The organism is Bifidobacterium sp. UTCIF-1, assembly GCF_006408915.1.
Classification (GTDB): domain Bacteria; phylum Actinomycetota; class Actinomycetes; order Actinomycetales; family Bifidobacteriaceae; genus Bifidobacterium; species Bifidobacterium reuteri.
Window position 1 is genome coordinate 75,168 of record NZ_JFAG01000003.1, and the last position, 25,169, is coordinate 100,336.

The 25,169-nt window shown below is 61.7% G+C and carries 21 protein-coding genes, 1 tRNA gene and 1 riboswitch; of the genes, 11 read left to right on the plus strand and 11 right to left on the minus strand.

Annotated features, from left to right (window positions below; genetic code table 11):
- The first annotated feature begins 119 nt into the window (after positions 1-119).
- From BW09_RS02115 to BW09_RS02125, 3 genes are all read left to right on the plus strand, one after another.
- On the plus strand, positions 120-1,640 hold the full coding sequence (locus BW09_RS02115; RefSeq protein WP_140462685.1) for a xylulokinase: 1,521 nt from the start codon (positions 120-122) through the stop codon (positions 1,638-1,640).
- 196 nt (positions 1,641-1,836) lie between these two features.
- Positions 1,837-2,208 (plus strand): hypothetical protein, encoded by a 372-nt coding sequence (locus tag BW09_RS02120; RefSeq protein WP_140462684.1) that lies wholly within the window; start codon positions 1,837-1,839, stop codon positions 2,206-2,208.
- A 105-nt stretch (positions 2,209-2,313) separates the two neighbouring features.
- Entirely contained in the window at positions 2,314-2,658 is a 345-nt protein-coding gene (locus tag BW09_RS02125) for a hypothetical protein (RefSeq protein ID WP_140462683.1), read from the plus strand.
- 209 nt (positions 2,659-2,867) lie between these two features.
- Here BW09_RS02125 and xylA read toward each other — a convergent pair whose 3' ends face one another.
- The 4 genes from xylA to BW09_RS02145 all read right to left on the minus strand — a co-directional run bounded on the left by xylA (position 2,868) and on the right by BW09_RS02145 (position 7,126).
- Positions 2,868-4,217, minus strand: a complete 1,350-nt coding sequence (gene xylA / locus BW09_RS02130; protein ID WP_140462682.1) for a xylose isomerase — start codon at positions 4,215-4,217, stop codon at positions 2,868-2,870.
- 214 nt (positions 4,218-4,431) lie between these two features.
- The gene (locus tag BW09_RS02135; RefSeq protein ID WP_140462718.1) at positions 4,432-5,229 is read right to left on the minus strand and encodes a hypothetical protein; all 798 of its coding nucleotides are present in this window, start codon (positions 5,227-5,229) and stop codon (positions 4,432-4,434) included.
- A 421-nt stretch (positions 5,230-5,650) separates the two neighbouring features.
- Complete coding sequence (locus BW09_RS02140; RefSeq protein WP_140462681.1) at positions 5,651-6,601, minus strand: ROK family glucokinase; 951 nt, start codon at positions 6,599-6,601, stop codon at positions 5,651-5,653.
- A gap of 448 nt (positions 6,602-7,049) precedes the next feature.
- A tRNA-Asp gene (locus BW09_RS02145) sits at positions 7,050-7,126 on the minus strand.
- Positions 7,127-7,297: 171 nt separating this feature from the next.
- Between BW09_RS02145 and BW09_RS02150 the strand changes: the two genes are divergently transcribed.
- On the plus strand, positions 7,298-8,278 hold the full coding sequence (locus BW09_RS02150) for a Gfo/Idh/MocA family protein (protein ID WP_140462680.1): 981 nt from the start codon (positions 7,298-7,300) through the stop codon (positions 8,276-8,278).
- Positions 8,279-8,387: 109 nt separating this feature from the next.
- On the opposite strand, the gene BW09_RS02155 is transcribed toward BW09_RS02150, so the two are convergent.
- On the minus strand, positions 8,388-9,593 hold the full coding sequence (locus BW09_RS02155) for a hypothetical protein (protein WP_140462679.1): 1,206 nt from the start codon (positions 9,591-9,593) through the stop codon (positions 8,388-8,390).
- Between the two features lie 216 nt (positions 9,594-9,809).
- Here BW09_RS02155 and BW09_RS02160 point away from each other — a divergent pair, with 216 nt between their 5' ends.
- A complete protein-coding gene (locus tag BW09_RS02160) occupies positions 9,810-11,795 on the plus strand; it encodes a DHA2 family efflux MFS transporter permease subunit (protein ID WP_140462678.1) in 1,986 nt (661 codons plus the stop codon).
- Here BW09_RS02160 and BW09_RS02165 read toward each other — a convergent pair.
- Positions 11,776-12,741 (minus strand): L-lactate dehydrogenase, encoded by a 966-nt coding sequence (locus BW09_RS02165; protein ID WP_140462677.1) that lies wholly within the window; start codon positions 12,739-12,741, stop codon positions 11,776-11,778. The genes BW09_RS02160 and BW09_RS02165 overlap by 20 nt on opposite strands.
- Before the next feature lie 180 nt (positions 12,742-12,921).
- A riboswitch (FMN riboswitch) is annotated at positions 12,922-13,048 on the plus strand.
- 181 nt (positions 13,049-13,229) lie between these two features.
- Between BW09_RS02165 and ribD the strand changes: the two genes are divergently transcribed.
- From ribD to ribE, 4 genes are read left to right on the plus strand one after another with little or no spacing between them, the layout of a single operon-like run.
- Positions 13,230-14,345 (plus strand): bifunctional diaminohydroxyphosphoribosylaminopyrimidine deaminase/5-amino-6-(5-phosphoribosylamino)uracil reductase RibD, encoded by a 1,116-nt coding sequence (gene ribD / locus BW09_RS02170; protein WP_140464637.1) that lies wholly within the window; start codon positions 13,230-13,232, stop codon positions 14,343-14,345.
- Positions 14,326-15,000, plus strand: a complete 675-nt coding sequence (locus tag BW09_RS02175) for a riboflavin synthase (RefSeq protein ID WP_140462675.1) — start codon at positions 14,326-14,328, stop codon at positions 14,998-15,000. Before ribD ends, BW09_RS02175 begins: the two co-directional genes overlap by 20 nt.
- Before the next feature lie 43 nt (positions 15,001-15,043).
- Entirely contained in the window at positions 15,044-16,378 is a 1,335-nt protein-coding gene (gene ribB, locus BW09_RS02180) for a 3,4-dihydroxy-2-butanone-4-phosphate synthase (RefSeq protein ID WP_140462674.1), read from the plus strand.
- A gap of 1 nt (position 16,379) precedes the next feature.
- Positions 16,380-16,886, plus strand: coding sequence for a 6,7-dimethyl-8-ribityllumazine synthase (gene ribE / locus BW09_RS02185; RefSeq protein WP_140462673.1), 507 nt, complete (start codon positions 16,380-16,382; stop codon positions 16,884-16,886).
- A gap of 127 nt (positions 16,887-17,013) precedes the next feature.
- Here ribE and BW09_RS02190 read toward each other — a convergent pair whose 3' ends face one another.
- On the minus strand, positions 17,014-17,454 hold the full coding sequence (locus BW09_RS02190) for a hypothetical protein (protein WP_140462672.1): 441 nt from the start codon (positions 17,452-17,454) through the stop codon (positions 17,014-17,016).
- Between the two features lie 591 nt (positions 17,455-18,045).
- Between BW09_RS02190 and ettA the strand changes: the two genes are divergently transcribed.
- The gene (gene ettA, locus BW09_RS02195; protein ID WP_140462671.1) at positions 18,046-19,725 is read left to right on the plus strand and encodes an energy-dependent translational throttle protein EttA; all 1,680 of its coding nucleotides are present in this window, start codon (positions 18,046-18,048) and stop codon (positions 19,723-19,725) included.
- Positions 19,726-20,054: 329 nt separating this feature from the next.
- Positions 20,055-20,960 (plus strand): acyl-CoA thioesterase II, encoded by a 906-nt coding sequence (locus tag BW09_RS02200; protein WP_140462670.1) that lies wholly within the window; start codon positions 20,055-20,057, stop codon positions 20,958-20,960.
- Between the two features lie 60 nt (positions 20,961-21,020).
- Here BW09_RS02200 and BW09_RS02205 read toward each other — a convergent pair whose 3' ends face one another.
- From BW09_RS02205 to folE, 4 genes are all read right to left on the minus strand, one after another.
- Positions 21,021-21,551, minus strand: a complete 531-nt coding sequence (locus BW09_RS02205) for a DUF3180 domain-containing protein (RefSeq protein WP_140464639.1) — start codon at positions 21,549-21,551, stop codon at positions 21,021-21,023.
- Between the two features lie 203 nt (positions 21,552-21,754).
- Positions 21,755-23,329 carry a 2-amino-4-hydroxy-6-hydroxymethyldihydropteridine diphosphokinase gene (gene folK, locus BW09_RS02210; RefSeq protein WP_140464641.1) on the minus strand — a complete coding sequence of 525 codons (1,575 nt, stop codon included), beginning with the start codon at positions 23,327-23,329 and terminating at the stop codon, positions 21,755-21,757.
- A 260-nt stretch (positions 23,330-23,589) separates the two neighbouring features.
- Positions 23,590-24,456 (minus strand): dihydropteroate synthase, encoded by an 867-nt coding sequence (gene folP, locus BW09_RS02215; RefSeq protein ID WP_140464643.1) that lies wholly within the window; start codon positions 24,454-24,456, stop codon positions 23,590-23,592.
- A gap of 87 nt (positions 24,457-24,543) precedes the next feature.
- Positions 24,544-25,140 carry a GTP cyclohydrolase I FolE gene (gene folE, locus BW09_RS02220; RefSeq protein ID WP_044089020.1) on the minus strand — a complete coding sequence of 199 codons (597 nt, stop codon included), beginning with the start codon at positions 25,138-25,140 and terminating at the stop codon, positions 24,544-24,546.
- Positions 25,141-25,169: the final 29 nt, after the last annotated feature.

Genomic DNA, 25,169 nt, shown 5'->3' on the forward strand with positions numbered 1-25,169 from the left:
GACGGCATCGCGTGTTCCCGGTTGCCTCCCATCCTTGCGATACAGTATAGTTTAATCGTCTAACTTATTGGTCGAGGCGCGCCGGCCCCCGGAGCGCGAACCTCACTGAGGAGGAACATATGGCAACGACTCTGGTGGCGGGCGTCGATACGTCTACCCAGTCGACGAAGGTCCGCATCACAGATGCCGAAACAGGCAAACTCGTCCGTTTCGGACAGGCCAAGCACCCAGACGGCACTTCAGTCAACCCTGAGTATTGGTGGGAGGCATTCGTCCAAGCCGCCAAACAGGCCGGCGGACTGGACGATGTGGCCGCACTCGCCGTGGGTGGCCAACAGCATGGCATGGTGATTCTGGACAGGCAAGGCAATGTGATTCGCGACGCCATGCTGTGGAATGACATCAGTTCCGCACCGCAGGCCGCCGCGCTAATCGAATGCCTCGGCGAGGCCCCGGCCGAAGCCGGTGAACCGGAGGACGTGACCGCACGCGGCAAGCAGCGCTGGGTCAAGGCCGTCGGCTCCTCCCCCGTCGCCTCCTACACCCTGACCAAGGTGGCATGGGTGGCCGAGAACGAGCCCGAAAACGCCAAGAAGATTGCCGCCATCTGCCTGCCGCACGATTGGCTGAGCTGGCGCATCGCCGGCTACGGTCCTGTGGCCGAGGGCGAGGACGCGCATCTCGAAGCGCTGTTCACCGACCGTTCGGATGCTTCCGGCACCATCTATTACGATGCCGCGCATAATGAGTACCGTCGCGATCTGATCGCCATGGTGCTGACCGCCGCCGAGGGCGAGGAAGCGGCGCGAGAGCACGCCGAACGCATCGTGCTGCCCACCGTGCTCGGTCCCACCGAAGCCGCGGCAGTCAAGGCCGCGCCGCCCATCGCCGGCGAGGACGTTGAAGGCGGCTGCATTCTGGGGCCCGGCGGCGGCGACAACGCGATGGCCTCGCTGGGCCTTGGCATGGCCGTGGGCGATGTGTCCATCTCCCTGGGCACCTCCGGCGTGGCCGCCGCCATCGCCGAGAATCCGGTCTATGACCTGACTGGTGCAATCTCTGGTTTTGCCGATTGCACCGGTCATTACCTGCCGCTGGCCTGCACCATCAACGGTTCGCGCATCCTCGACGCCGGACGTGCTGCCCTTGGCGTGGACTACGACGAGCTGGCGCGATTGGCGTTCGCATCCGAGCCGGGTGCGGGCGGCATCACACTGGTGCCGTACTTCGATGGCGAGCGCACGCCGAACCGTCCGGACGCCACCGCGTCCCTGACCGGTCTGACGCTGCACAACACCACCAAGGAGAATCTGGCCCGAGCGTTCGTCGAAGGTCTGCTGTGCTCCCAGCGTGATTGCTTGGAGCTTATCCGCTCGCTCGGCGCGAAGATCAGCCGTATCCTGCTGATCGGCGGCGGCGCGAAATCCGCGGCGATTCGCACGTTGGCCCCTTCGATTCTCGGCATGGACGTGACCCGTCCGGCTACTGACGAGTATGTGGCCATCGGTGCCGCCCGCCAGGCCGCCTGGGTGCTCTCCGGCGAGGCTGAGCCGCCGGCTTGGAAGCTCAATATCGAAGGCGTGGAGACCGGCGAACCCACCGACGCCGTCTACGCCGCCTACGCCAAGGCCCGCGGCTGAGCGACGCGCGCATCATAACAACTGAGTAACGATTACCATCCGCAAGCCGCCAAGTGAATCTCCGGCAAAGCCATCTCTCGCAATGCCGTCGGCACAGGATTCACTTGGCGGCTTCCCTATGCCCGCCAACGACGTGCTCCGTCATCGCGTCATGATGCCTATAATCAAGTCATTTGGATAACGTCTGGAGACACCGATGAATGATCGCTCGCGCATGATGACGTATGCCCTGATTGCCACGGCCTGCATCATCTGGATTTGGGAATCCGTCAAAGGGACACTATCGGGCGGCGGCGCGCCGGACACCACGACCATCGTGTTCCTGGTGTGCATCGGAATCGCCGCCATCTACTGCATTGTCAGCGCACTGATACTGTGGTGGCGTCAACCGGGCAGGAACAACGAGGCAGCCGATACGCCAGCCGACGCATTCGACGGACAGGCCTCCACTACCTCCGCCGCCTCTACTACCTCCACTACAGACGAACAGTCGTCACAGGGCAGCTCAGATAGCGCCGGCGACGCCCCGACGCCCGCCAAAACCCACGACACCAGGGACGGGCGATAACGGCGAAAACCGCAATGATCTATCATCATTGCGGTTTTCAACCATAGCGCATGGCCATTGCGCAGTAGACCCTTATTTTCAATCCACGTGCAGCAAAGGATCATCATGGATGCAGCAACTATGTCAATTGTTCTCAGCGTCGTACTTGCCGTGGTCTGCGTGCCATGCGGCCTGTATCTGGGACTCATACCGATGAGGGCGGATCAGGTGACCGACAAGCAGTCCAAGGTATCGCAGCTTGTCAGCTTCGTCATCGCCGCGGTATTCATCGGCCTGCTGATCGCCGGACGCGATATGGAAACCTGGAGTATCGTCATAGGACTGGTCATTGGGTTCGCCATCGGCAAGATTCCGCCGTTGCACGCATGGGCATTGGCCAAGTGGCCGTTCCTCGAGCCCAAAAAGCCGGCCGCGGCGCCCAAGCGCGTGAAGAAGGCCAAGAGGAAATAGCGAAACCGGCTGTATGTTCACGGCTCAACGAGAGCGACGCGAACATACAGCCGGTTTCATGCGTATTTCCCTTAGTATGTTCGCGACATGTTCGTCAAGCCGCGAACATACAAAGGGTCGGAGAGGCTTAGCTCAGAACCCGCAGGTCACTCGGCCAGGTCATTCAATCAGACCACTCGACCGGGCCATTCGACCAGGTATTCACCAGGTCACTCGACCTCGGCCAGGGCGTCAACGATGTAGTTGTTGATGGTGGCCTTGACGGACTCGAGGTGGTCGGACTTGGTGGCGGCGATGAGCTCGGACTGCGGCTTGTCGAGGCTGTAGGCTTCGAGGTCGGCCAGAGTGACGTTGCCCTCGTCGATGTCCTTGCCGATGCCGGAGTCGTAGGAGCTGTAGCGCTCCTCCATGAGATCCTGGATGAAGTGGTCCTGATTCATCTTGTCGGCGACCAGCAGGCCGGCGGCGTAGGAGTCCATGCCGGCGACGTGCGAGCGGAACAGGTCCTCGGCGTAGAAGGAGGTACGACGCGGCTTGGCGTCGAAGTTCAGACCGCCCTTCGGGCCGATGGAGCCGGCCTGCAGGACCTCCCACATCACGGCCACGGTCTCGTAGAGGTCGGTCGGGAACTCATCCATGTCCCAGCCGATGAGCTTGTCGCCCTGGTTGGCGTCGAGGGAGCCCAGGAAGCCGGACTCGCGGGCCACGCGAATCTCGTGCTGGTAGGTGTGGCCGGCCAGGTTGGCGTGGTTGCCCTCGAGGTTCAGCTTGAAGACGTCGGTCAAATCATGGCTGCGCAGGAACTCGATGGCGGTGGCGGCGTCGAAATCGTACTGGTGCAGCGTCGGCTCCTTCGGCTTCGGCTCGATCAGGAACTGGGCGTCGAAGCCGATTTCCTTGGCGTAGTCGGCGCACATGTGGAAGAACTTGGCGATGTGGTCGGTCTCGCGCTTCATCTCGGTGTTCCACAGGTTCTCGTAGCCTTCACGGCCACCCCAGAACACGTAGTTCTCAGCACCCAGGCGCTTGCCGATCTCAAGGCTCTTCTTGAGCTGTCCGCCCGCGTAGGCATAGATGTCGGCGAACGGGGAGGTGGCGGCGCCGGACACGAAGCGCGGGTTGGTGAACAGGGAGGAGGTGTTCCACAGCAGCTTGACGCCGGTGGCCTTCATGTTCTCCTCAATCTTGTCAACGACCTTGTCGAGGTTGGCGTTGGTCTCGCGCAGGGTGTCGCCCTCGGGGGCGATGTCGCGGTCGTGGAAGCAGAAGTACTCGACGCCGAGCTTGGTGAACAGCTCGAAGGCGTAGTCGACCTTGGCCAGAGCCTGATCCATCGGATCGGTGTACTTGTAGTACGGACGGTGCGCGGTGCCGGTGCCGAACGGATCAACCAGCTCCTGGTTGAAGGTGTGCCACCAAGCGACGCCGAAACGCAGCCAGTCCTTCATCTTCTTGCCGGCAACGACCTTGTCGGCATCGTAGTAGTGGAAGGCCAGACCCTCCTTCGGTCCCTTGGCACGACCGACGTACTCAACCTTGTCAACATCCCACAGACCCATGTCGTGAGCTCCTTTGCATATTCAGTAGTGGTTTCTACGAACGACACGTTAATAATAAAACCATTGAACTATATTTGTCAAATGGATGAATTAATAAATCGGCGTGCCGCCCCTTCCTCGGCCCGCCGAAATCGTATAAGCCCTTCAGGAGCCTTCCCCATACATTGCCGCCCTCATTGCGCAATGCCCCAATGAGGGCGGCAATGCGCCATCTTCAATCACAGATACGATTCAGGAATCGGTCGAGCACTCCGGTGTTGCGCAACGACACCGCATCCTCCCAGCCGAGTCCGGTATCCTTGGCACGCCCATAGAAGAATCTCAGCAATCCGGCCACATCAGGCGTATACCCCGTGTCTCGGAATTCCCTGGAGATATCCGCTTTGGCATCCAACGCATCCGGTCTGCGCGCCTCGTACAACGGTATGGCGCACGAACGCCACATACCTCGGGCCCGCGCAATGCGATTGACAATCAAACCACCATGCGCCCCGTCATATCGTGCGGCAGCCCTGGGATCGAACACGGAATATAACTCGCCACGAATGAGATCCTCCACCATGAGTCGCCCCTGAACCGCATTGGCGTCCCTGATCCAGAACATGGACGCGAAATTGGTCTCATCCACTTCACGCAAATCGTCGAGATCGATGTCCCCCACTCCCCCGGCATGACGATGCAGGTATTCCGCAGCGGCCCGGAACGGCGAGATGCCCCGCAAGGCATCGTATTCCAATTCGACGAGCATGTCTTCGTACTCGTTGCCGGTGATGCCGGAGCCGCTGATTCGGCAATCGAACGAGAACCAATCGAGGAACGACCATTCAACAAGCTGAAGCACATACTGCGAATGGGGTTTGAATGGGTTGAGATTCACCTTGCGATAGAACTCGCGGCGAGCCTCGGCATAGACGGCGAGATTGGAGCGCTTGAACATATCCACCACGTCTTTGGTATCAAGCATGGCGGGCGAATCGGAATCGCCGATCGCGGCAACTGTAACCATGGACATCATCGTCCCCTTCCTGAAGTGTGGACGGCGGGCTTCCTTGCCCGCCGTGAGGCACACTGTACGGCGCTCCGCAATCCGACCGCAAGCCCGCCGGGCGAACCTGTGGATAAGTGCACAACCCACGACGCCAAGGGTCACGGAATGTGCACAACCAAGTCGAATCCCCGTGGATAACCCCGTTTGTATGCGGCCCATCCACCAATCAGGCGACTGTCATCCACAAGTCCGCAGATTATTCACACCCGCTTCGGCGTGCCGTCCACACATCTCTCCACACATCTCGTTTATGCCATGTCAAGCAACCCGGCGAATACCCCATCCCGGCGAATATGGCGGGCCGAAACGGCCGGACAACGACAAACGGTCCTGGCACCTATGTGCACAGGACCGTAGGGGACAATGCTTTACACCGAGGAAGGCGTCAGCGCAGGGCCAGATTGGCGGCGCCGATGAGACCGGCGTCCTGACCGGCGGTGGCGGGCACGATCTCGGCGTGACCACGGTATGCGCTGCCTTCCAGGAAGCGCTGGTAGTTATAGCGGGCCGGCTCGAGCAGAATGTCGCCGACGGCGACCACGCCGCCGCCGATGACGAACAGGTCAGGGTCGAGCACGGCGGAGACCGCGGCCATCGTACGGCCAAGCCATTCGCCGATCTTGCCGAATGCGTACAGTCCCAGCGCATCGCCTTCCTGAGCCGCCTGGGAGACCATCGGCCCCTCCAGCTTGTTCACATCGCCGCCGCACAGCTCGAGAAGTCGCTTGGCATCCTGAGGACGACGACGCACTGCGGACTTGGCGAAGTGCTCCAGCGCGCTGCCGGAGGTATAACGCTCGGCGCAGCCACGCAAACCGCAGCCACAGGTGTCGCCATCCGGGACCATCGGCAGATGCCCCAGCTCGGCGGCCATACCGAAGGAACCGCGATACAGCTGACCGTTGATGACAATGGCACCGCCCAATCCGGTGCCCACGGTCAGAGCCACCATATTCCGGCTGCCCTGCCCCGCACCATGCACGTATTCGCCCCATCCGGCGCAGTTGGCGTCGTTTTCCACGATGACTGGCACCGCATGATCGATCAACGCGCCGACATGCTCGGACAGGTTGTAATCGATCCAGGCAGGGATATTGGCGGAGAACGTCAGGGTCTTGCGGTCTGCGCTCACATTGCCCGCAGCGGAGATACCGATGGCCTGAATATCCGTATGCCCGGAGGCGACGGCTTCGCGATACGCCTCGGCGATGTGCTGGTTGATGGCGTTCGCGTCCATCGGCGTGGGCACGCGCCAACGCTGAATAATGCTATCGTTTTCATCGCACACGGCAGCGGCGATCTTGGTCCCTCCGATATCTACGGCCAGTGTAGTCATGACTCGCTCCTTGAGTATGGGATTCCTATGGAACTACTGAAATAGTAACGAAGAGGGGTGACCCAACTACCATCAGGTACATAAGCTGCACGATTGGCGGCATATACTGTCTCATGCATCACCATCAGCGGCTTCCTTGCAAAACAACGATTGTTAGCGCAAACGTTAGCATTCGTTTCCCAACCGCTCGCGAGACGGCGGCGTGTCGCATATCCGGCATAGTCTACGGTTCCCGACGCCTTGTTCTTTCTTTGCCTCTGGCCCATCACCCGGCCGGTCACACAAACCGACCGTTTTCGCGCCACTGGAAATAACCGGCCAGCCCAACTGCTGCGGTACGGCTGCTGCTCCGCGTACGTTTATTGAGACTCTCTAACTTTTTCTCAGCAAACGTATGCTGAACGGGAGCGCGGATAACAAAAAAGCTTCCGACATGTCGGAAGCTTGGTGGCGACCCCGGCCGGACTTGAACCGGTGACCTCCGCCGTGACAGGGCGGCGCTCTAACCAACTGAGCTACGGGGCCGTTGTGCCTTGCAACAAAGCACAAGAGGACACAATACATGATTGTTCACCTGAACGTCATCTTCGGCGTGTCGCTCCACAGGAACATGCGCGTCCATGCGTGGCGTATCCGATTGCCTCCGGGGCGGCAGTATGCTGGACACAAGGAAAACGCAAGGCAAAGGAGACGATCATGCGTACACTCAATTGGGCTACGCTAGGATGCGGTGTCATCGCCAACCAGCTTGAGCAGGCACTGGAGAGTGAAGGGCGCAAACTCTATGCAGTGGCGAACCGCACACATGCCAAAGGCATGGCTTTCGCGCAGAAATACGGCATCGGCACCGTATACGACAGCATTGACGATGTGTTCGCCGATCCGAACGTGGACGTCATCTACATTTCCACACCTCACAACACCCACATCAATTTCCTGCGCAAGGCGCTCAATGCCGGAAAGCATGTCCTGTGCGAGAAGTCCATCACATTGAACAGCGAGGAACTCAACGAGGCAGTGGCGCTGGCCGCAGCCAGCAATCTGGTGCTCGCCGAGGCCATGACCATTTACCATATGCCGCTGTACAAAAAACTCAACGAGATCATCGGATCCGGCAAGCTCGGCACGCTCAAGCTCATTCAGATGAATTTCGGCTCCTACAAGGAATACGACATGGCGAACCGCTTCTTCAACCGCGATTTGGCGGGCGGAGCCATGCTGGATATCGGCGTGTATGCGCTGTCCTTCGTGCGCTGGTTCATGAGCTCCACCCCCGATCAGATTCTTTCCCAAGTCAAGTTCGCACCCACCGGCGTAGACGAGCAAGCCGGCATCCTCCTGACCAATCGTGAAGGGCAGATGGCCACGGTCACGCTCTCGCTGCACGCCAAGCAGCCGAAGCGCGGACTGCTGTCGTTCGACAAAGGATACGTGGAGATCTACGACTATCCTCGCGGCGAACGCGCGACCATCACCTATGTGGAGGATGGCCATACCGAGGTGGTCGAAGCCGGGGAAACGGCCAAGGCGCTGGCCTATGAGGTTGCGGACATGGAAGCGGCCATCGCTGGCGACCGCAACGTCATGCATCTGGATTACACGCGCGATGTGATGGACATGATGACGCTCATCCGCCGCGCCCAGTGGGGCATGACCTATCCGGAAGAGGAGCGATAGATAGGCGTCATCTCCATCTCACGGCGCCAGAGGCCTTGGTCTGAAGGCGCCGGAACGGCGGCTACCCACGCTGACGGCTGCAATCGTGCACCGACCATTACCACGGACGTCACCAGCCCAACTGCAGTTTCGCCCATGTGGCGAGCGCGATGCACGCGATCAGCCCGATGGATATCAACGTGTATCTCAGGAACATGCGGCGTTCCCGCTTGGCGCGGACCATCTCCAATCCCCAACCTTCGGATGCGACCTGGGATTCGGCCTGCGCCCGTCTGGCCACGTCCCGTTCGATCTCCTCACGGTATCGCGGCATGGTCACCGGCCCCGGCAATGCGGTGGTGGCCAATGCCCGCAACGCCTGGATGAACGTGTGTGACGTGACGTATACCGCTGCAAGCAGGCCACCGGCGTAGAAATCCTGCGCCACCATACCGGTCACCAGCAAGCCGATGAGACCGATGGCGAGCAGTCCCCATCTCACCCGTCCGAGCATGCGGATGAGCCGTTCCGTCGGATGTGCGGCGAACAGGAAGCACCATACGGCGAGCGCAAGGAACGGCACGCTCGCGAACGGGGCTGCCACCAGGATACTGCTTACTCCAGCCGGCTTGTCCAGCAGCCACATCGTCATCTCCATCACCAGGAACGCTGCCGCCGCCACCGCGAACACGACGCCCATGGCCACCACCTTGCGGCGTTCGGCTTTGGGCCGGACCGGTGGAGTTGCCCACCACCACTCCACCGACCCCAGTTGAGGACCACGCTTGAGATAGGCGATCGCGATGGGATCGCCGGCGTCCGAGTCCCGCACGACTGCCGCCGCCCTACGCCATCCGACCAAATATGTAAGTGCGACCACGGCGAGCGCGAACGCCGCACATGCCAGCCATGGATAGGCTTTGCCAAGAGGGGTGAGATTGGTGACGCCCTGCAACGACTCATATGCTTCGCCGTTGAATAGGTACAGCTGCAATTGTTCGCCCACATGGTAGGAATAGACCGATTTCGTGCGATGCCGGAACGGGTAGTCGGATCCGTGGGCCGAAACTGTGACACTGTTCTTTCTGGTATCCACATTGGTGACGACGGCAGTCACCTGCTCGCCTTGCGCCGGTCCGCCGCTGCGATCCGTCCCGGCGGCGATGGCCGTACCCAGCACGATGAGGAACACCATGATCCAGAGCAGAGCCCTGAGACGGATGTTGCCGACCGCCGCACGCTCGGCATCGGTCACCACGCCGGCCACACTGCCGCGCCCTGCAGAAAGCCTGGTCCCGTATTCTTCCTCGAATGAACGCTGATAATCATCTGCCATTACTCCATCATGCCCACACTCCCGCAACCACACCCGCGCCGCAGATGAACAACAGACGAACAAGCATCGGATTCCGTCCACCGCATATATGTATCGCATCATCCGTCCCAGCGCCTCCCTAAGGTTCATTGCGAAAACCGTCTCTCGGAGGCAACCACCAGCACAGGGAACTCACTGGCTTCGTAACCGCACAGGATAAGGAACGACGAGCAACACATGGCTTCAGCTCAATACGACGTACAGCATCATTCCAATAACACCACCACTGCAATGATCGTTACGCTGATGATCGGCTCGTTCGCCGCCGTGCTCAACCAGACGCTGATGATCTCCGCCCTACCCACGCTCATGCACGAGTTCGACGTGCCCAACAGCACCGTGCAATGGCTCACCACCGGGTTCATGCTCACCAACGGCATCATGATCCCGATCACCGCGTTTCTCATTGAGACCTTCACCACACGTCAGCTGTTCGGCTACGCGATGGGCATGTTCTTCGTCGGCTCGCTGGCCTGCGCACTGGCTCCGAACTTCGCGCTACTGCTCGCCGGCCGCATCCTGCAGGCGTGCGGCGCCGGCGTGCTCATGACGCTGCTGCAGACCGTGCTGTTCCGCGTCTACCCGCCCGAACGCCGCGGTCAGGCCATGGGCATGTTCGGCATGGTCATCGCCTTTGCGCCCGCGCTCGGCCCCACCATCTCCGGCCTGTTGGTCGAATGGCTCAGCTGGCGTTGGATGTTCGCCATCCTCGTCGCCATCGCCGGCGCCGTGCTCGCGGCCGCATGGTTCACCGTCTACAACGTGGGCGAGCCGACGCACCCGCATATCGATGTGGCGTCCGTGGTGCTCTCCACACTCGGTTTCGGCGGCGTGCTGTTCGGCTTCTCCGACGCGGGCAAGGCCGGATGGGCGAGCGCCACGGTGCTGGTCTCGTTGGCGGTCGGCGTAGTGGGACTTGTGCTGCTCATCGTCCGCCAGCTCAAGCTTGACCAGCCGATGCTCGACTTCCGCATCTTCACGATTCCGATGTTCTCGCTGTGCCTGACCGTGTCGGTGATCGGCTTCGCCTCGTTCATCGGCATCGAGAACGTGCTGCCGCTGTACCTGCAGAACGACCTCGGCGTCAACGCGCTCGAATCGGGCCTGATCATGATGCCCGGCGGCATTGTGATGGGTCTGCTCAATCCGGTCGCCGGGCGCTTCTACGACCGCATCGGGGGCCGCCCGATCGCCCTGATTGGCTTCACCCTGCTCACCGTAGCCGCGGTGCTGCTCGCCACAATGAACGAGCACACGCCGGTCTGGCAGCCGGCGCTCTACTTCACGGTGCTGCTGGCCGGCTCCGCGTTCAGCTCGATGCCGCTGGTCACCGCCGCGCTGAACCAATTGCCCGGCACGCGCATTCCCCATGGCACCGCGATGAACAACACGATGCGCCAGACCTCCGGCGCGATGGCCATCGCCCTGCTCATCACCATCATGAACACGCACGCCGCGAGCGCCGTCCACTCCGGAATGGACGAGGCCGCCGCCTCCACCCTCGGCATGCGCGCCTCGTTCCGCGACGTGGCCATCGTGTGCGCGGTCTGCCTCGTGTCGCCTCCCTGTTCATCCGTGACCACGGCCGCAGGGTCGAGTAGGGGTTCCCATCGCGAATCAGCGGTAATCGCTCAGACGGTAATCGCTCAGATCATAATCAGCAACATATGTCCGATTTGTCCGATATTGCCGATATGTCCAGTAGCAGTTACAGACAAGGGGAAGCGCCATCGGAAAGGAACAGTCATGACCACATTCGAGGCAATCCCCATTCCCCAAGTCAGCAAGGGGTCCGCATACATCACATCAGGAGACGGCACAGCAATACCGCTGGACGCAGAGGAGCTACGTCGCGCGTTCGATGCGATTGTGCATGGCGACGGCACGGACCTCATCACCGCAGGCGAAGCCGCGCAGATTCTTGGCGTCTCCCCGAAGACGGTCGCGCGCATCCTCGACTCCGGGGAAATCCCGTTCACGAGATATGGCGCGAAAGGCAACCGCATGGTCTCCCGGGCGCAGGTCGTCGCCTACCGGGATAAATCCGAAGCCCATGGACGTCAGGCACTCGAGGAAATGCGGGATGCCGCCAGCCAAGGCGGAGATGCCGAACTTGGCCAGAATGATCACCGCATCCGACCGCTCACAGACGCCCGGCGATGAGCGCGCAGTGCTCGCGTACCACGGCGGCGGAAGCACGGAACCTCGACAGCTCCTCGTCGTTCAGATGCAAATCGACGAAATCACCCACACCGTTGCCGTCGAGCGCGACCGGCAGCGAGAGGAACACGTCATGCTCATCGTACTCGTATTCGCCATCGATCAGAGTGGATACGGAAACGACGCTGCGCTCGTTCCACAGGATCGTACGCACCAGCCCAGCGACGGTGGCGGCGATGCCGTAGCTCGTGCCGCCGCGCAACCCCTTGATGTCAAGCCCGCGACGACGTGTCTCCTCCTCGATACCGGCGAGCGTGACGCCCGGGTAGCGCGAGCGATTATCCTCCAGGTACTGAGCGAACGACTTGCCGATAAATGAGACGTTGGACCACGGCACGAACTGCGAATCGCCATGCTCGCCGATCACGTAGCCGGAGACGAGACGCGGGTCGAGGCGCGTCGTCTCCCCGATGATCGTCTTCAATCTGGATGTGTCGAGCGCGGCGCCCGAGCCAAGCACTTGGGCGCGGGGCAAGCCCGTGCGCCTCCATGCGAACCAGCTGAGTACATCGACCGGATTCGAGACCATGATAAGGATGCCGTCGAAACCCGAGGCCGCGATGCTGCGCAGAATCGGATCGACGATATCGATGGCGGCGTCCAGCTCCTGCATGCGCGTCTCCCCCGGCTTCGGCTTCGGACCGGCGGCGATGATCATCACATCGGCGAGGGCGCAATCCCCCCAATCGCCCTGCCGGATCTTGACGAATCGATTCAGGAACTCCGAGCCATCGGCCAGATCCATGGCGAGCCCCCTGGCCTTGTCGGGATTGTGGTTGATGAGCACCAGCTCGTTGCACACACCCTGCTGCACGATGGCGCTCGATACCGCCGCACCGACACTGCCCGTACCCACAACGACGACACGACTTCTATTCGCGGTGACCATACTCTTCGATCCTTTGCCCCAATCGCCGATATGCCGGCTTGCTCCCCATGCCGTCGCATCCGGCATGACTCATCCATCGTGGATGCCCATCGCCCTGAGGCGCCGCAATGGTCCGAATCCCGAGATGGCCAGACAAACCTGTCCTGCCGGCCTTGTACGTTCAATAACCGCTAATTGAACAAGCATCTTCAGGGCAGGGTGAAATTCCCGATCGGCGGTACAGTCCGCGAGCCCCGCGAGCGATCGAGGGGCCGAACCGGTGCGATTCCGGTACCGACAGTCATAGTCTGGATGGAAGAAGTTGCGGCGGCGCGCGCATGCGCATGCATCGGCATGCCCTTGCGCGGCCCCTTTGACGACGCCCTGGCATTCCTTTGGAATCCAGGGCTTTCGCGTTTTCGGGGCCGAGCGAGGGCTTGGTCCGGCATACGCTCGCGTCAGCCTTCCCATGAACCCCTGGACATGCCCTATCGAGCGAAAGGGGATTCATGAACGATAGGGACTTTATGTCCGTGGCGTTGCGTCACGCACGGCTCGGAGCGGGCAGGGTCAACCCGAATCCGATGGTGGGCGCCGTCATCGTGCGCGATGGCACGATCATCGCCGCCGGTCATCATGACCATTTCGGCGGCTGGCATGCCGAACGTGCCGCGCTCGAGGCCGCGAAACAGTCAGGCGTAGATGTTCGCGGCGCCACCATCTACGTCACATTGGAACCGTGCTGCCATACCGGCAAGCAGCCTCCGTGCTCCAAGGCGCTCATCGATGCGGGGCTGGCCCGCGTGGTGGTCGGTTCCCCCGACCCGAATCCGCTGGTTTCCGGCAAGGGCGTGCGCCAGCTGCGCGCCGCCGGTATCGAGGTCGTCGAAGGCGTATTGCGGGACGAATGCGACCGGCTCAACGAGATCTTTCTGCATTTCATCACCACGCGCACGCCATTCGTCATGCTCAAATACGCGATGACGCTGGACGGCCGCATCGCCACCTCCACGGGCCTGTCCCGTTGGATCACCGGCGAGGATGCGCGCCGTCGCGCGCACGAGGATCGCGGCAGGTTCGCCTCGATCATGGTGGGCGTGGGCACCGTGCTGGTGGACAATCCGCAACTCACCTGCCGCATCCCGGGCGGTCACAATCCGGTGCGCGTGGTGTGCGACACCCATTTGCGCACGCCCCTTGATGCGGCGCTCATCGCCACCGCGCGCGAGACGCCGACGATCATCGCCACGGCGGTCGACGACGAGCAACGCACGCTCCCCTACCGTGAGGCTGGCTGCGAAATCCTCAACGCGGACACCGATGGCGACGGCCACGTGAACGTCGCCGGGATTGTGAAGGCGCTCGACGAGCGCGGATTGGACAGCGTGATGATCGAGAGTGGCGGAACGCTGGCGTGGTCGGCGCTGCGCGATCGTGTGGTGTCCAAGGTGAGCGCCTACGTCGCGCCGAAACTGTTCGGCGGGCGGAACGCACCCGGCCCGGTGGGAGGCGAGGGCGTCGCGGCTCCCGATGATGCCTTCCGTATCATCGACCGCACCGTCGCCACGGTGGGAAGCGACATCGTCATCGAGGGAGGTGTCGAGTATGTTCACGGGAATCGTTGAGGATCTGGGCACGGTCGTGCGATTGGATCGCGGAGCCGATTTCGCCCATCTGACCGTCGACTCGCCGGTGGTGGTGACCGACCGGACGGCCATCGGCGAAAGCATCGCCGTCAACGGCGTATGCCTGACCGTGACGGCCGTGCATGGCACGGCGTTCACCGCGGACGTGATGCATGAGACGCTGCGCCGCTCCTCCCTCGGAACCTTACGGCGCGGCGACCATGTCGCTGTGGAGCGCGCGATGCCCGCCGACGGCCGCTTCTCCGGACACATCGTCTCCGGACACATCGACGGCACCGGCGTGGTCGAGTCAATCACGCCCGACGGCATCGCGACGGTCTATACGATCCGCGCGCCGTACGAGCTCATGCGGTTCATCGCCGAAAAGGGGTCGATCGCCGTCGAGGGCATCAGTCTGACGGTGACGACCGTGACGGAGACCGCGTTCGGCGTCTCCCTCATCCCGCACACCGCCTCGCACACGGTGCTTGTCGAGCGCGGTGTCGGCGACATCGTCAATCTCGAAACCGATCCAATCGCGAAATACGTGAATCGCCTGCTTGCACTGCCGTCGCGCGATGGCGACGCCGACAAGGGAGGCTCCGGCGGATCCGGGGCAATCACCGAGAACTTCCTCGCCGAGCACGGCTTCTGACGCTCACACGAACGACAAAGGACAAAGAACCAAAGGACAACATATGGCTTCATCGAACACCGATCACACGAACACTAATCAGGCGGTGGCACGCGCGATCCGCGACATCCGGGCGGGACGCATCGTCGTCGTGGCGGACGACGAGGGGCGCGAGAACGAAGGCGACCTCATCTGCGCTACCCGCCACGCCACACCGAGCAACATCGCCTTCATGGCCTCGCACGGCCGGGGACTCATCTGCACGCCGATGAGCGCCGAACTGGCATCGCGACTCGAACTGCCGCCGATGGTCGCCACGAACACGGACAACCATCACACGGCGTTCACCGTATCCATCGATCACGTGACCACGTCCACCGGTATCAGCGCACGCGACCGTTCGTTGACCGCGCTGGCCTGCATCGACCCGAATGCGCGCCCGGAGGACTTCCGCCGCCCCGGACACATGTTCCCGCTGGTGGCGCGCGAGGGCGGCGTGCTGGAACGCAACGGGCACACCGAGGCGACCGTAGATCTGGCGAGACTGGCCGGATTCGAGCCATGCGGCCTGTGCTGCGAGATGATGAAGGAGGACGGCACGATGATGCGACGCGGCGATCTCGAACGGTTCGCCACCGAGCATGATCTCGCGTACATCACCATCGCCCAGCTGCAGGAGTACCGGCGCACGCACGCGTTCCCGCACACGGTGCGTCGCATCGCGCAGGTGGATCTACCCACCGACTACGGCCGATTCACGATGGTCGGCTACGAATCCGAGAACGGCTGCGAGCATGTGGCGCTGGTGATGGGCGACGACATCCTCACGGCGATGGCCGGCGCGGAAGGCGTCTCCGGCGCATCCAATACGGCGGCGGCGATTCCGCCCGTGCTGTGCCGTATCCACTCGCAGTGCATGACCGGCGACGTGTTCGGATCCCAGCGCTGCGACTGCGGTCCACAGCTGCACGAGGCGATGCGCCGCGTGGCCGACTCGGGCCGCGGCGTGATTCTCTACCTGAGCCAGGAGGGCCGTGGCATCGGGCTTCTCAACAAGCTGCGCACATATGAGCTGCAGGAGCAGGGCTTCGACACGCTCGACGCGAACCTGAAGCTCGGCTTCCCCGCCGACGCACGCGAGTACGACACGGCGGCGGCCATGCTGCGCGATCTCGGCATCGCATCCGTCGACCTGATGACGAACAACCCGGATAAGATCGACCAGCTGAAGCGTGCCGGAGTCACCGTCGCATCCCGCGTGCCGATCGTCATCCCACCGAACGCGCACGACGCGAACTACCTGTCCACCAAACAACGGCGCATGGGGCACCTGCTGGGCGTTCCCGCAACCGCCGCAACCACTGCAACCACCACTGCAACAATCACCAAGGAGAACTGACATGACCGTATTCGAAGGCCAGCTGGTCGCGAACACCACCACCCTCGCCGGAAGCGAAGCGAACGCGCCGATCCGCATCGGCATCGTCGTCGCCCGTTTCAACGAGTTCATCACCTCGAAGCTGCTGTCCGGGGCCCGAGACGGTCTGCACCGTCACGGCGTGGCCGACGAGAACGTCGACGTGGCGTGGGTGCCCGGCTCGTTCGAGATCCCGATCGCGGCCAAGCGCATGGTGTCCACCGGCCGCTACGATGCGGTGATCTGCCTCGGCGCGATCATCCGCGGCTCCACCTCCCACTACGACCTCGTGTGCAACGAGACCGCGAAGGGCATCGCGCAGGTGTCGCTGAACTCCGACATGCCGGTGCTCTTCGGCGTGATCACCACCGAGAACATCGAACAGGCCATCGAACGCGCCGGCACCAAGGCCGGCAACAAGGGCTTCGACTGCGCGCTCGGCGCCATCGAGATGGTCAACGTGCTGCGCGCCATCGGCGGCGGGAAGTGACCGGCATAGCCGACGTAACCGACGTAGACGTACGCCCATGACCAGCCCCAACGGGAATCTGGTCATGGGCGTACGTTCGTCCGGGTATTCCTCCATCTTTTCCGGTCGAATGTACGGCGAGTGCCCGTCAACGTACGTTCGCCCGGATGCGGCCGCGAAATATCCGGATGAACGTACGATTCACCGTCCATAGCACGGTGCCGTACACGAATCCGACCCCGGTCACCACCACAAGCCAGATGACGCCGGCCATGCCGGTGAAATCCGTATGCCACCACCATCCCGTCAGGACGGCAAGTGACACACCCGCCACGGCGAACATCACCTCGTTACGGCGAAACGTCGGTTGTGCCGATAGCATGTCCGCCAATAGCCGACGCACGTATAGAAACTGAGCGACCATCAATACCCCGACCAGCACGACAAGCTTCCAAAACCCCGGTGGTACGGGACGATCAGCCCCCAAAGCAAATACGACCACCCATCCAAGGGAGCACACCACGCTTTCCGCTCCGGCGACGAACGCCGCCTTCCGCTTCAACGATTCCGCCTGTCCGATCGACCCCATGCATCGCCCCCGTTTCGCCAGTATCGTTTCCGCTCTCACTCCAGATACTCGTCACTCCATCGCATCGCCGCCCCGAGCCTCGTAAAACCGCGCCATAAGCTGTCCCACCGGCCGTCCCGTAAAGATGCGACAAACACTAAAGCAGACTTTTGGCATCGACTACAGCAATGTTATGGCAATTACTACAACAATGGCCGCCAAGGCCTACGGAATCCTCGATACTCGACAGTTTCCTCATCGCTGCACTCGTCATCATCGCCACGGCTGCAGCCGTGGCAGTCATCTCTCGCACGCCGACGGCACCGCCGCGCGAATTCCCACGGCATCTCGTTCGATGACCCTGACCACGCACGAGTCACCACATCCAACCCGCTACCACCCCGCCATTCCAGCCCTTCCGTTACCATGGTGGGCGGTGGTTTGGCATGGAATCGGCCGCTATGCGGACGCGCGCCGCATGGAAGCGGACGGCAAGGCGGGACGACGGCAACGCGATCTACGGACGGTGACCGTCGATCGCATGTGTCAATCTGCATGCACGAACCAAAGAAACGGCGGAATTCCAACATTTTTAAGGAGTAGCTGCACCTCATGGCAGAATTCGTGTTCCAAATGATCAAGGCACGCAAGGCCTTCGGCGACCGTGTGATCCTTGACGACGTGACCCTAAGCTTCCTGCCGGGCGCGAAGATCGGCGTGGTGGGCCCCAACGGCATGGGTAAGTCCACACTGCTCAAGATCATGGCCGGCCTAGAGACCGTGAGCAACGGCGAGGCCACGCTCACCCCCGGCTACACGGTCGGCATCCTGCAGCAGGAGCCGCCGCTGGACGACACCAAGACCGTGGGCGAGAACATCAAGATGGCGTTCGGCCCGATCGCCGAGAAGGTGGCCCGCTTCAACGAGATCGGCGAGGAGATGGCCAACCCGGACGCCGATTTCGACGCCCTGATGGACGAGATGGGCAAGCTGCAGACCGAAATCGACGCCGCCAACGGCTGGGATCTCGACTCCCAGCTCGAGCAGGCCATGGACGCCCTGCAGTGCCCCGACCCGGACACCCCGGTCAATGTCTGTTCCGGTGGCGAGCGCCGCCGCGTGGCCCTGTGCAAGCTGTTGCTCGAGGCCCCCGACCTGCTGCTGCTCGACGAGCCCACCAACCATCTGGACGCCGAGTCCATCCTGTGGCTGGAGCAGTTCCTGCACCAGTACAAGGGCGCCGTCATCGCCGTCACCCACGACCGTTACTTCATGGACAATGTAGCCGAGTGGATCTGCGAGGTCGACCGCGGCCACCTGTACCCGTACAAGGGCAACTACTCCACGTATCTGGAGACCAAGGCCAAGCGTATGGAGATCCAGGGTGCCAAGGACGCCAAGCTCGCCAAGCGCCTCAAAGACGAGCTCGACTGGGTTCGCTCCTCGCCGAAGGCCCGTCAGGCCAAGAACAAGGCCCGTCTTGAGCGTTACGACCAGATGGAGCAGGAGGCACGCAACAACAAGAAGCTGGACTTCTCCGAGATTCAGATCCCGGCCGGCCCGCGTCTGGGCTCGCTGGTGCTCGAGGCCAACCACCTGCACAAGGCGTTCGGCGACCGCGTGCTCATCGACGACCTGAGCTTCACGCTGCCGCGCAACGGCATCGTGGGCGTGATCGGCCCGAACGGCGTCGGCAAGTCCACGCTGTTCAAGACCATCGTCGGCCTCGAGCCGCTCACCAGCGGCGAGTTGAAGATCGGCGACACCGTCAAGATCAGCTACGTCGATCAGAACCGTGAAGGCCTCGACCCGAACAAGAACCTGTGGGAGGCGGTCTCCGGCGGTCTTGACTTCATCGAGGTGGCCGGCGTCGAAGTGCCGACCCGCGCCTATGTGGCGAGCTTCGGCTTCAAGGGCTCCGACCAGCAGAAGCTCACCGGTGTGCTCTCCGGCGGCGAGCGCAACCGTCTGAACCTGGCATTGACCCTGAAGCAGGGCGGCAACCTGCTGCTCCTTGACGAGCCCACGAACGATCTGGACGTCGAGACGCTCGAAAGTCTCGAGAACGCACTGCTCGGCTTCCCGGGCTGCGCCGTGGTCATCTCCCACGACCGTTGGTTCCTCGACCGTGTCGCCACGCATATCCTCGCGTGGGAGGGCGATGACGATAACCCAGCGAAGTGGTACTGGTTCGAAGGCAACTTCCAGGCGTATCAGGAGAACCGCATCGCTCGCCTCGGCGAGGACGCGGCCCGCCCGCACCGTCTGCACAAGAAGCTCGTGCGCGGCTGATTCATCGTTTGGTTGGCACATCCAAGCCGTCATCGCTTTGCGGTGGCGGCTTTTGTATTGTTTCCGCACAACCAACTGAGGGATAGTCAACTTGGTTTTGTCTCTCCCCCAGTCAGCTTCGCTGACAGCCCCTCATCAGAGGGGGCCGGAGTGATTGGCACCGACGTGAGACATGTCCACTTTCAGAACCGCATTATGAAACATGACCATACCTCACCGAACGTTTACTTTCCTCATAGGCTTTTTACATTCCCCTGCACACTCTCTTAACTCTCAATCGGTAGACTGCCTACCAGTATTGAACAATCGTCGTATGAATCGAGGCGCCCATGACTCAGACAAACACCGTTACCCCATTGGATCACTTGGTGAAGGTGCTGAGACTTGGAGAGCCATCCACCTACCGCAACCACACATACATCAACGGCGAAAGCATGTACTTCCCCACCGGCCGCGTCTATGGCGGTCAGGTCATCGCCCAATCGGTCATCGCCGCATCCAAAACCGTCTCGGCCTCCCGACTGCCGAACTCGATCCACGGTTATTTCATCACCGCAGGAGACATCCGTCAGGATCTGCTGTTCGATGTGGAGAACCTGCGCGACGGCCGCTCCTTCTCCGCCCGCCGCGTCAATGTCACGCAGGCGGAAGGATCGATTCTCACCGCCATTGCATCCTTCCAGGAAACCGGTCAGGAGGGTGTGGAATTCTCCGATCCAATGCCGGACGATCTGCCTGATCCGGAATCGCTGACCTCAGCCAAGGAACTGATGCAGCCATTTGCCGAAAAGTCCCCATTCGCCAGCTATTATGCGGAAAAATCACCATTCGACATCCGCCACATCACTCCCACGGTGATGCTTCAGGCCGACAAGAAATCCGCCGCGCATGATCCCGGCAAGCAGATGGTGTGGATGAAAGTCGATGGGCATGTCGATGTACCGCAGGTGATGCATCGCGCGCTGCTGGCCATCGGCTGCGACCAGCTCATGATGGAACCGGTGCTTCGTCGCGCCGGTCTGTCGATCTCCACGCCGGGCATTTCCTACGCCTCTCTTGATCATTCGATGTGGTGGTATCGCGATCTCGACATCAATGAGTGGCATTTGTACGTGCAGGATACGCCCATCGCGGCGCACGGACGCGGTCTCGGCAACGCCAAGGTGTATTCGCAAAGCGGAGATCTGGTCGCCGTAATCGCACAGGAGGCCATGGTCCGCGTACCACGGCATTAACCACGACAATAAGAAGCGGCGCTGCAGCACAAGCCGGAACACCGAGGGCCTAGCGGGAGGCTACTGCTCCCGATACGCCTTGGCCATCTCTTGACGACGTTTCGCCTCGGCGAGTTTGGGATTCTCAGGCCCCTCATTCGGCGGCAATTGGCATAGCCATTCGCCTATGATGCCGATGATCATGTCGGCGACGCAGACCACCGCCGTCACCGCACACTGGATGATGGCGTCATGGTAGAACGGCGCCTCGATGTGACTGACGCTCATCAGGATCTGTCCCACATACCATCCGGCTAGCGCTGCGCCGGCGAGGCCGAGCGCCTTGGCCAGCACCAGGGTATTCACCGCGACGGTAGGATTGATGAAGCTGTGCGGGCGCTTCTTGGGATCGGTGTTCGCGTATTTGTGCACCTGGAGCGCCAGAACCAGCACAATCAATCCCAACACGGCCAGCAATCCGGCCACCACCCAAGGCGTGCCAATCAGGGAAAGACCTGATTGTTCGCCATATAAGGCCAGTCCCATTCCGGCGAGCAACCCCAGAACGGCGCCAATCACATACTGCCACCATGGCGTTCGGCGTACCTTCACGCGCCACCTCCTTAGCTCAAATACCACAATCACTCATATATTGCCATCAACCGCATTACCGCCACGCGCCCAGCCGCAATCCCCGCATTCTTGCAGCCCTGTTTCGCAAGGCTGCGGCCCCGGCGAGGTGCCGCAGCCGCAGCCGCAGGCCGACGAACAAGCGATGCATGCGGAGGGCCACCTAAGCAGCACAACGGCAACCATTACTCGGCCGCCATGATCCAATGGTCGGACAGCATGCCCACTTGTCCGGCATCCGGTGCCGTGGCCAGCAGGAACGATACCGGCTCGCCGCCCAATGTGGCTTCGGGGTCCATGTCCATCCACGGTGCCAGCACCGAGGCATGGGTTCTGGCGGAGGGCCAAGGCACACGGCAGTCCGGAACGTCCGAGGCCACGCCCTCCATATCAATCAGATCCAGATCGACGCTCCCCTCGTGCACGGCTTCGACGCTGCCCAGCGCCGTGATCAGGTCGGCGGCGGGCAGCTTGGTCTCCACTTGGATGACCGCGCTCAGCGCATCCGGCCCATCGAAATGCGATACATGATACAGCGGGGAGATGCCCTGCACCTGATTGCCAGGGATGCTGTCGATGGACACAATCGACTCACGGAACAGGTGTTCGGCATCCTGTGACGTGGAATCCAACGAGATGACCGCCTTACGGGAGACAGGTGCGGGTTCCGCCGAAGCCAGCGAGGGCTTTGCCGCCGTCTTGGCCGGCGAAGAACCGTCGTCCGGACGCACCGCATCGGCACCAGCCTCATCGTCGGCGGCATGGCCGCCCAGCATCCAATCCTCAGAAGCGAGACGTACGGCATCCCGGTCAGGAGCCGAGGCCAGAAGATCGCGGACCAGCCCTTCATGCGCACCGGCAAGGCGCGCAGATGGGTTCAGCGCCACCCAAGGTGCCAGCACGAAGGCGCGCTGCCATGCGCGTGGGTGGGGCAGCGCAAGATCCGGATCGGCGTTGCGCACGCCGTCGAAATCGATGATATCGAGATCCAGAGGGCGTGAATCCCAATGCTGTTCGCGATTGCGTCCATGCGCACGCTCGATGTCCTGCAACCCAACCAGCAGGTCATGTGCTCCCATCGTGGTCTCCAATTCCACGACAGCGTTGAGAAAGTCAGGGGCGCCGTCCGCCATGCCCCATGCGGCGGTACGATACAACGGCGATATGCCGGTCACCTGTGTGCCGGCGAGTCCGTCGATCTCGCGCACTGCCGCACGCAAGGTGGATTCCACATTGCCGAGGTTGCCGCCCAATGCCACTACGGCATGATGGACGGCGACGTCGCGTCTGCTGACCGGGGATGATACGCCTGCATCGACACTCGGTTCAGGCCCGGCGTCGGATCGCAGCCCGATTGGAGCGGACTCGGTCGCCGACACCGGCACGGCACGGCCATGCTCATTCCGCACACGTGTGATGGATACCGATACATCCTGGAACGCCACGACAATGGGCGCATGCGGCTTGTGCACGGTGATGTCGATGGCCCGTACGGCCGGCGCGTCGGCAAGAACACGGTCAGCGATACGTTGTGCCAGACGTTCGATCAGATCCACATGTTCGCCTTCGATGACCGCGACAATGTCTTTGGCGACACGTCCGTAGTCGATGGTGTCCTGCAGATCATCGGATGCACCGGCCCCAGCGAGGTCGAGGTGCAAGGTGGCGTCCACGATGAAGGTCTGTGGGCGTTCGTGCTCGAAGGGGAGCACGCCGTGAGTGCCATTGGCGTGTACGCCGGTAAGGGTGATGGTGTCCATTGGAGGTCTTTCGTTGTGATGTGATTGACTCCCCTCAGTCAGCGTCGCTGACAGCTCCCCTCAGAGAGGGGAGCCAGAGGAGGAACGAACCTCGCTGACAGCTCCCCCTCGGAAAGGGAAACCGGAGGAGGAACGAACTTTGCCGGCAGCCCCTAGAGTAGGGACGCCAGAGGAGGAATGAACCTTGCACACGGCAACCTCTCGGAGGGGAACCGAGAGCGTGCACGTCACTCTTCAGAGGAGTCGGAAGGACTGATAGCTTATAGGTATTGGCGCCAGGTGTTGCCTGCTATGACGGCGGCACGGCTTTTCGCCACGTCATGGACGCGCACGGCCCATGCACCATGTTCCGCGCTCAATGCCGAAAGGGCGGCGGTTACATCGTCACGCTGTTCCATGGAAGGCTCGCTGATGCCGGCATCGGCGAGCATGGCGGAAATGAAGCGCTTGCGTGACTGGCCGATAAGCACCGGATATCCCGCGGCACGGAACAGTTTCAATCCGGTCAGTAGCGGCAGGTTATGTTCGATGCCCGGCTTGGAGAATCCCAGACCCGGATCGATGATGATGCGTTCAGGCTTGACTCCGGCATCCAGCACGGCATCGACCTGACGCATCAGCTCGTCATGCACGTCGATGAGCACACCGTGCTCGTACACGGACGTATCCTGATCGGGATTGGCGCCTTTGGAACCGGCGAGCCAACCACGCCAGTGCTGCACGATGTAGAGGCAGTCATGGTCGGCCACCACATGCGGCAGTTCGGCATCCAATGTGCCGCCTGAGACGTCATTGATGATCTGCGCCCCGCCTTCCAGCGCCGCAGCCGCCACCGATGCGCGCGTGGTGTCGATGGACAGCACGGCGCCAGCGGGAATCAATGCGCTGACGGCACCGGTGATACGACGATGCTCGTCCTCTTCGCTGACTCGTTTGGCTCCTGGACGGGTGGATTCGGCCCCGATGTCGATGATGTCGGCACCGGCCGCCATCATGTAACGACCGTGCTGGGCGGCCTTGTCGGGGTCGAGCCAGAGGCCCCCGTCCGAGAAAGAATCCTCGGTGATATTGAGCACGCCCATCACCATGGTGCATGGTGCGTCATGCAATGCCTGTAGATCAGTCATATGTCCCCCTCTATGTGACGAACCAATCATATACAAGACTTATTTATCCAATTATGTATCCGGTTATTTATCCAATTATGTATCCGGTTATTTATCCAGGATGAGGCTCATGGCTTCTGCACGGGTGGCGGGATTGCGCAGCAATCCGCGCACCGCGGAAGTCACCGTGCGAGCGGAGGATTTCTTGATGCCGCGCATAGACATGCACAGATGCTCGCATTCGGTGACCACGATCACGCCACGTGCACCGGCATACTCCACCAAGGCGTCTGCGATCTGCTGGGTGAGACGCTCCTGCACCTGTGGACGACGGGCGTACACTTCGACCAGACGCGCCAGCTTGCTGAGTCCCATGACGCCGTCTTTGGCTGGAATGTAACCCACGTGGGCCACGCCGTGGAATGGCAGCAGATGATGCTCGCATACGGAATACAGTTCGATGTCTTTGACCAGCACCAGTTCGTCAGTGTCCACGTCGAAATGCTTTTCCAGCACATCGGCCGGCGAAGCACCCAAGCCGGAGAACAGTTCGCGTCCGGCACGGGCTATGCGATCCGGCGTTTCGCGAAGACCTTCACGGTCAGGATCCTCGCCAATGGATTTCAGGAACAGGCGGACAGCCTCGCGCACGCCTTCCTCATCATATTGGGCGACGCGATCGGCACCTGTCGATTCCTCGGTCATTTCCTCTCCATCCCATTCATCGTAATGGA